This is a genomic window from Herminiimonas sp. (genome assembly GCF_030645555.1).
GTDB lineage: Bacteria > Pseudomonadota > Gammaproteobacteria > Burkholderiales > Burkholderiaceae_D > Oxalicibacterium.
This window is the reverse complement of sequence record NZ_JAUSME010000275.1, coordinates 1-7,555: the sequence shown is the minus strand read 5'-3', so window position 1 is coordinate 7,555 and position 7,555 is coordinate 1. Positions and strand designations below refer to the sequence as shown.

The window sequence follows — 7,555 nt, the reverse complement described above, 5'->3', positions numbered from 1 at the left end:
AAGGTATCGAATGCCTGCATGCCCCATTTCATGAACTGGTAGCGTTCGTTATTGCGCTGGAATTCCAGCTTCATGTTCAGGTCGAGCGCATTCTTTTGGCGGAAATGATCGATCTGGACCGAGTGATCGACCACCAGATCGACCGGCACCAGCGGTTCGATATTTTTTGGGTTCTTGCCCATTTTTTTCGCGACGCCACGCATTGCGGCCAGATCGGCCAGCAAAGGCACGCCGGTAAAATCCTGCAGCACCACGCGGGCGACGACAAAGGGGATTTCATCGGTGCGCGCAGCAGCAGGGACCCAGTTGGCCAGTTGGCGCACGTGCTCTTCAGTCACTTTTTTGCCGTCGCAATTACGCAAGACCGATTCCAGCACGATGCGGATCGAGATCGGTAGTCGTGCAACATTAACGCCGAGTTTTTTACCCAGTGCAGGCAGCGAATAAAATGCACCCTTTTTGGTGCCTGAGATATTGAATTCCTTGAGCGTATTCAATGTGTTGCGCGACATGATTTCTCCTTGATGCAAAATAAGCGATACAAAACCATCTGATAAGCGATGTCGTCGGATTTCAATGCTGCGACATCGCCTTTACCTGTTTAACCTTTTGCCGCCAGTGCCCGCAGCTGGGCTGGATCGCGGCATTCATTGGCCAGTTGCTGGCCTATTTTCGAATCCAGCAACATCGCCTTGGATGGAATGTTGATCCATACCAGGCCTGCCCTGCGATTCTCGAAACGATTGGCGCCAGTGCTGGTGCCGACTCTGCGCATGCGGTGGACTTTGTCTTTCCAGCGTATGGCGACGTGCTTGTCGTCGTTGTCGTTGTAGTAGGCAGTGATCTTGTTGCCCAGCTCGCAATTGAAATAGGTGACGACCGAGCCTTCGATATTGGCTTCACCGAGATCTTCATCATCGTCATCGCCGGCTGTTGCAGCTGCTGCGGCCTTGGCGGGCGCAGCTTTCTTGACGGTTTTCTTGGCAGGTTTTTGTGTCGCGTCCTTTTTCGCTGCAGTTGCAGTCGATTGCGCAAAGGCAGGATTGATGGCTGAAGACATGCCGATCAGCAGGAAGGCACAGAGTAATTTTTTCATGCAAAATCTCCATTAAATTCTGGTAATTCGATAGTGTTGCAAGTTGCTGCTGACGAGGGTGTAGTCATAAAACGGTGCTGGCAGTATCGGGTAAAGGCAAGCCGCTGGCTTGGGCACGCTGCAGTATGGTCCAGTAGTAGCGATAGCTGGCGCGATCGTGCAATTTTCCCAGGTGTTGTATCGGACCCCACTGCGTCGCCTTTGCTTGCGACAGGATAGCGACGGCTTCGTTCACTTCCGAAATGCGGGGAGCAAACGATTTCACGATGGGCTTGATCTGGCTGGGGTGGATGCTCCACATCCGCGTATAGCCAAATTCTGCTGCGGCGCGGTGCGAGTCACTGGCAACCACGGCCGTATCATTGATTTCGGTAGTGACATTGTGCGAAGGCGTCTTGCCGTGTGCATGGCATGCGGCGGCAATCTCCAGCTTGGCGCGCACCAGCAAGGGATGCGTGAATTGTCCGGGCGAGCGCATTGCACTGCCGGGAATGGCGCCGTAATGTGCAGAAACGAAATCCATGACACCGAAGGACAGGCATTGAACCTGCGGCAGCGCGGCGATCGCGAAAGCATCCGCCAGTGCACCATGTGTTTCTATCAAAACATGTACCGGCAGATTGCTGCGACCCTGCTTCTTCGCGTGGCGATTGATGAGGGTGATCGCCTGCTTGACATCGGCCACGCTGTCGACCTTGGGCACGACCAGGTAAGCCAGACGTTTTGCTGCGTGTTGCAGGATGATAGTGACATCCTGCTCGAAGAATTCGCTGGTGACGTCGTGTACGCGCGCACCTATCCGGTCAAACCTGTTTTCTTCGCCGGCGATGAGTGTGCCTATCAACTGCGCGTGGGCTGCTTCGTCGCCGTGTGCCGCGCCATCTTCGCAATCGAAGGTGATATCGAAAACCGGGCCCAGCTCCTGTTGCAGGGCCAGCGATTTGCGCATCAGTTTTTCAGAGCCGGCATAGTGATCGCATACCGGTATCGAAACCGGTGCAGACGTGCCTAGAAAGAGCGCTTCGGAAGGATGCATGTGCGGTGCGTAATGTTCGGTCGTTCAGTTCAGTCGTTCAGACTTGCTGTGGTTCAGGCTCGTTGCGGTGACGCCCGGGCGGGCGAGCTGAGGCTCCTCCGCCCGGGACTGACATCAAGCTAAGAGATGCTTCACGCCTTCGCGTTCTTCCGACAATTCCTTCAGGGTCAGGTCGATGCGCTCTTGCGAGAATGCATCGATTTCCAGGCCTTGAACGATTTTGTATTCACCGTTTTCGGTGGTGACAGGGAAGCCGAACATCGTGTCCTTCGGTATCCCGTATGAGCCATCCGACGGAATACCCATCGTTACCCATTTGCCATTGGTGCCGAGTACCCAATCGCGGATGTGATCGATGGCTGCATTGGCGGCCGATGCTGCTGACGATACGCCGCGTGCTTCGATGATGGCGGCACCACGTTTGCCCACGGTCGGCAGGAAGACATCCTTGTTCCAGACTTCGTCATTGATGGCAGCTTTGACCGATGCACCATCGACAGTCGCAAAGCGGTAGTCGGGATACATGGTAGGCGAGTGGTTGCCCCAGACGACCAGTTTTTCTATGGCTGCAACCGGCTTGCCGGTTTTTGCCGCGATTTGCGACAGGGCGCGGTTGTGATCCAGGCGCAGCATGGCGGTGAAGTTTTTCGCCGGCAGGTTGGGTGCCGATTTCATCGCGATGTAAGCGTTGGTGTTGGCTGGGTTACCGACCACCAGTACCTTGACGTTGCGCGATGCAACTGCATCCAGCGCCTTACCTTGCACCGTGAAAATCTGTGCATTGGCTTCCAGCAAATCCTTGCGCTCCATGCCCGGGCCGCGTGGACGTGCACCCACCAGCAATGCCACGTCTGCATCCTTGAATGCAGTCAGCGGGTCGCTGTGCGCGGTCACGCCGGCCAGCAATGGAAATGCGCAATCGTCGATTTCCATGATCACGCCTTTCAGCGCGTTTTGTGCTTTTTCATTATCAATTTCCAGCAACTGCAAAATAACTGGCTGGTCTTTGCCCAACAGGTCGCCGTTAGCGATGCGGAACAGAAGGGAATAGCCGATCTGGCCGGCGGCGCCGGTGACGGCGACACGCATGGGGGCTTTAGCCATGTTGAATCTCCAAGGTAGTGATGATCGAGGTTGGGTATTGGGAAAATATTCCGCGTGGCGCAATGATACAGTTGAATATCAGAGAAGTCAGCGCAGACTATTTACTAAGCCAATAATCGATCTTGTTTTTTGTCGCGTGAAAAAACGGCAAAACGATCTTGATCGCGAGTGTAGGCTGCCGGTATGGCGCTGTCAATATGTATCTTATGTCTTATATAAGACATGTTAATTATTATCTTTTACTGGACGGCTCAGGTGGTTTTGTGGTGAAATCGCATACATGAGCTCAGCCCACTCCTCTTCGCCGAACAGCAATGCAGTCTATCCTGCTACCGGTGCATCATCGTCTGGATCGTCTCCCACCTTCAGTCCGCTGTATCAGCAAATCAAGGCCTTGATGACGCAAAGCCTGCAGTCGGGCGAGTGGCGTCCGGGCGAACTGATCCCGAGCGAAGTCGAGCTGGCGAATCGTTTCAAGGTCAGCCAGGGCACGGTACGCAAGGCGATCGATGAACTTTCCGCGGAAAATCTGGTGGTGCGGCGACAGGGCAAAGGCACATTTGTCGCAACGCATCATGAAGCGCGTGCGCAATTCCGTTTCCTGCGCCTGAAGCCGGATGTCGGCGTAGCGCAATACCCGGACAACAATATTATCGAGGCAAAGCGCCTGCGTGCGCCAGCTGATATTGCACGCCAGCTGGATATCAAGAACGGCGATTCAGTCTTTTTCATCAAGCGCATACAGTCTTTCGACGGCGCGCCGACCATCCTCGAAGAATTGTGGTTGCCCGGATTGACCTTCAAGGGCTTGTCGCTTGAGCGCGTGCTGCAATACAAGGGCCCTATGTATGCATTGCTGGAAACCGAATTCGGTACGCAAATGATACGGGCCGTCGAAAGCATACGTGCCGTGGTCGCTGATCAGATTGCTTCCGGCTTGCTGGCAGTGCCGCTGAATACCCCCTTGCTGAGCGTGAACCGGGTTTCCTATACATATGGTGACAAGGCAGTGGAAGTGCGTCGCTCCCTTTATGTGACAAACAATCATCATTATCAAAATGAATTGAGTTGAGAATGAATTGCGGCGCGTTGGTTTATCAGCGTAGCAGCAGTTTATTTGTCAAACAGGCAAATAGATGAAAATTATTAAACACGATTTGTTTTGGTGTGCTGCACCAAAATCGGTGAAAATTAGGGGTTTATCTCGTTTGGGAAAGTCACGCCATGTCTGATGCGCTCAAAACCGGCAAGCCACAGTTCCGTAATATAAACATTACGGATCTCGTGCGTTATCGCATGCCACTGGCTGCAATCATCTCCATATTGCACCGCATCAGCGGCGCCTTGCTGTTCGTGCTGCTGCCCTTGATCCTGCTGCTGCTCGACAAGAGCCTGCTGTCTGAAATCTCTTTTGAGTATTTCAAGGGCATCGTGTCGCACTGGTTTGTCAAGCTGGTCATACTGGCCTTGACCTGGGCTTATCTGCACCATTTCTGTGCCGGCATACGCCACTTGCTGATGGATGTACATGTCGGCGTGGACAAGCACAAGGGAAGAAAATCGGCGGCCATCGTGCTGTCTGTCAGCCTGCCTTTAACCGCGCTCATCGCGCTCAAACTGTTCGGAGCCTTCTGATGCCAATTGACAATATCGGACCGCACAGACTGGTCGTCGGCGCACATTACGGTTTAAGGGATTGGCTCGCGCAACGCATTACTGCAGTCGTGATGATCGTTTATACGCTGGTCTTGCTGATTGCCTTCCTGTTCGGCAGCGACTTCAGCTATGAAGGCTGGGCCGGCCTGTTCGCGCAGCAATGGTTCAAGATGCTCACTTTCGCCACCTTTCTCGCGCTGTTTTATCACGCCTGGGTCGGCATGCGTAACATCTTGATGGATTACATCAAACCGGTTTCGATACGTCTCACATTGCAGGCTGCCACTATCGTGTGGCTGATCGCCTGTGCTGGCTGGGCGGCACAAATTATCTGGAGAGCGTAACGTGGCAGCAATTAAATCCGGTATTCCATCGCGCAAGTTTGACGCCGTTATCATCGGCGCCGGCGGTTCGGGCATGCGCGCTTCGCTGCAGCTGGCCGAGGCAGGTTTGAATGTCGCAGTATTGTCCAAGGTATTCCCAACCCGTTCGCACACGGTGGCCGCACAAGGCGGGATAGGCGCATCGCTAGGTAACATGGCGGAAGACAATTGGTACTGGCATATGTTCGATACCGTCAAGGGCTCGGATTATCTGGGCGACCAGGATGCGATCGAATTCATGTGCCGTGAAGCGCCGAAAGTAGTCTACGAGCTCGAGCATTTCGGCATGCCTTTCGACCGCAATGCCGATGGCACGATTTATCAGCGCCCGTTCGGTGGTCACACTGCCAACTTCGGTGAAAAACCGGTGCAGCGCGCCTGCGCCGCCGCCGATCGGACCGGTCATGCCTTGCTGCATACCCTGTATCAGCGCAATGTCCGCGCCCGTACGCACTTTTTTGTCGAGTGGATGGCGATCGATTTGATGCGCGATGCGCAAGGCGATGTCATCGGTGTGGTCGCACTGGAAATGGAAACCGGCGAAGTGATGATGCTGGAAGCCAAAACGACGATGTTTGCTACCGGTGGCGCTGGCCGCATCTGGGCGGCTTCGACGAATGCCTTCATCAATACCGGCGACGGCATGGGCATGGCGGCACGCGCCGGCTTGCCGCTGGAAGACATGGAATTCTGGCAATTTCATCCGACCGGCGTGGCCGGTGCGGGTGTGTTGATTACCGAAGGCGTGCGCGGCGAGGGCGGCATACTGGTCAACAGCAATGGCGAACGCTTCATGGAGCGCTATGCGCCTACGCTGAAGGATCTGGCGCCGCGCGATTTCGTCTCGCGCTCTATGGATCAGGAAATCAAGGAAGGGCGCGGTTGCGGTCCGAACAAGGATCACGTGATGCTGGATCTGCGTCATATCGGCGCCGAGACCATACAAAAACGTTTGCCATCGATCCTGGAAATTGCACACAAGTTTGCCAATGTCGATGCGACGCGCGAACCGATACCTGTTGTGCCGACCATCCATTATCAGATGGGCGGCATTCCAACCAATATCCACGGCCAGGTAGTCGAGCCGAAAAACGGCAATCCGAATCATGTCGTTAATGGCTTGTATGCAATCGGCGAATGCGCTTGCGTCTCGGTGCATGGCGCCAATCGCCTGGGCACCAATTCGCTGCTCGATCTGATCGTGTTCGGCCGTGCGGCCGGCAACCACATCGTCGAAACGCACCTGAAGCAACGCGAACACAAGCCTTTGCCGGCCGATGCCGCCGATCTGGCCCTGTCGCGCCTGTCCAAGCTTGAGCACAGCACCGGTTCCGAGCGGGTACAGGATGTCGCCAACGATATCCGTTCGACCATGCAGCAGTATTGCAGCGTGTTCCGTACCGATGCCTTGCTGCAAACCGGCTACACGAAAATCATGGAGCTTGATGAACGTCGCAAGCACGTTTCATTCAAGGATAAATCCAAGGTCTTCAATACCGCGCGCATAGAAGCACTGGAGCTAGACAATCTGATCGAAACCGCCAAGGCAACGATCACGTCGGCTGCGGCGCGTAAGGAATCGCGTGGTGCGCATGCGCACCGCGATTACGAAAAACGCGATGATGAAAACTGGATGAAACACTCGCTGTTTTATTCCGAAGGCAATCGTCTCGACTACAAGCCGGTCGTCACCAAGCCGCTGACTGTCGACACCTTCAAGCCTAAACCACGCACTTTCTAAAAGGTCAGAACATGGCACGGACTCTTAGATTACAGATTTATCGCTATGATCCTGACAAGGATGCGAAACCGTACATGCAGGATGTGACGGTTGAATTGCAGGCGAATGATAAAATGCTGCTCGACGCATTATTGCGCGTCAAGGCCGATGTGGATGATTCGCTGTCGCTGCGCCGCTCCTGCCGTGAAGGCGTGTGCGGCTCGGATGCGATGAATATCAATGGCAAGAATGGCCTGGCCTGTACTACAAACCTGAATGAAGTGACGGAACCGGTGGTTTTGCGTCCATTGCCTGGCTTGCCGGTGATACGCGACTTGATCGTCGACATGACGCAATTCTTCAAACAGTACGATTCGATCAAGCCTTACCTGATTAACGATACAATTCCGCCCGCGAAAGAACGTTTGCAGTCGCCAGCGGAACGTGAAGAGCTGGATGGTTTGTACGAGTGCATCCTTTGTGCCTGCTGCTCGACTTCCTGTCCGTCATTCTGGTGGAACCCGGATAAATTCGTCGGCCCGGCCGGTTTGTTGCAGGCG

The 7,555-nt window shown here is 54.5% G+C and carries 9 protein-coding genes; 5 read left to right on the top strand and 4 right to left on the bottom strand.

Going from position 1 to position 7,555, the window contains the following annotated elements:
• The 4 genes from Q7T06_RS10560 to Q7T06_RS10545 all read right to left on the bottom strand — a co-directional run.
• Window positions 1–512: aconitase family protein (locus tag Q7T06_RS10560; protein ID WP_304784406.1), on the bottom strand; the 512-nt coding region annotated here is incomplete at its 3' end.
• Window positions 513–601: 89 nt separating this feature from the next.
• The gene (locus Q7T06_RS10555) at window positions 602–1,096 is read right to left on the bottom strand and encodes an MliC family protein (RefSeq protein ID WP_304784404.1); all 495 of its coding nucleotides are present in this window, start codon (window positions 1,094–1,096) and stop codon (window positions 602–604) included.
• A 64-nt stretch (window positions 1,097–1,160) separates the two neighbouring features.
• The gene (locus tag Q7T06_RS10550; protein ID WP_304784402.1) at window positions 1,161–2,132 is read right to left on the bottom strand and encodes a CoA ester lyase; all 972 of its coding nucleotides are present in this window, start codon (window positions 2,130–2,132) and stop codon (window positions 1,161–1,163) included.
• A 114-nt stretch (window positions 2,133–2,246) separates the two neighbouring features.
• Window positions 2,247–3,236 (bottom strand): malate dehydrogenase, encoded by a 990-nt coding sequence (locus Q7T06_RS10545; protein ID WP_304784400.1) that lies wholly within the window; start codon window positions 3,234–3,236, stop codon window positions 2,247–2,249.
• Between the two features lie 280 nt (window positions 3,237–3,516).
• Between Q7T06_RS10545 and Q7T06_RS10540 the strand changes: the two genes are divergently transcribed.
• From Q7T06_RS10540 to Q7T06_RS10520, 5 genes are all read left to right on the top strand, one after another.
• Entirely contained in the window at window positions 3,517–4,308 is a 792-nt protein-coding gene (locus tag Q7T06_RS10540; protein ID WP_304784398.1) for a GntR family transcriptional regulator, read from the top strand.
• A gap of 152 nt (window positions 4,309–4,460) precedes the next feature.
• Window positions 4,461–4,871, top strand: coding sequence for a succinate dehydrogenase, cytochrome b556 subunit (gene sdhC, locus Q7T06_RS10535; protein WP_304784396.1), 411 nt, complete (start codon window positions 4,461–4,463; stop codon window positions 4,869–4,871).
• Window positions 4,871–5,236 (top strand): succinate dehydrogenase, hydrophobic membrane anchor protein, encoded by a 366-nt coding sequence (gene sdhD / locus Q7T06_RS10530; protein WP_304784393.1) that lies wholly within the window; start codon window positions 4,871–4,873, stop codon window positions 5,234–5,236. Before sdhC ends, sdhD begins: the two co-directional genes overlap by 1 nt.
• A 1-nt stretch (window position 5,237) precedes the next feature.
• The gene (gene sdhA, locus Q7T06_RS10525; RefSeq protein WP_304784391.1) at window positions 5,238–7,016 is read left to right on the top strand and encodes a succinate dehydrogenase flavoprotein subunit; all 1,779 of its coding nucleotides are present in this window, start codon (window positions 5,238–5,240) and stop codon (window positions 7,014–7,016) included.
• Between the two features lie 11 nt (window positions 7,017–7,027).
• Window positions 7,028–7,555 (top strand): succinate dehydrogenase iron-sulfur subunit (locus tag Q7T06_RS10520; protein WP_304784389.1); only part of this gene is annotated, 528 nt, incomplete at its 3' end.

Bases quoted from the DNA above. Each gene is read 5' to 3' on its own strand.
- Q7T06_RS10550 (WP_304784402.1), bottom strand. From the start codon at position 2,132: ATGCATCCTTCCGAAGCGCTCTTTCTAGGCACGTCTGCACCGGTTTCG.
- Q7T06_RS10540 (WP_304784398.1), top strand. From the start codon at position 3,517: ATGAGCTCAGCCCACTCCTCTTCGCCGAACAGCAATGCAGTCTATCCT.
- sdhD (WP_304784393.1), top strand. From the start codon at position 4,871: ATGCCAATTGACAATATCGGACCGCACAGACTGGTCGTCGGCGCACAT.
- Q7T06_RS10555 (WP_304784404.1), bottom strand. From the start codon at position 1,096: ATGAAAAAATTACTCTGTGCCTTCCTGCTGATCGGCATGTCTTCAGCC.
- Q7T06_RS10545 (WP_304784400.1), bottom strand. From the start codon at position 3,236: ATGGCTAAAGCCCCCATGCGTGTCGCCGTCACCGGCGCCGCCGGCCAG.
- sdhC (WP_304784396.1), top strand. From the start codon at position 4,461: ATGTCTGATGCGCTCAAAACCGGCAAGCCACAGTTCCGTAATATAAAC.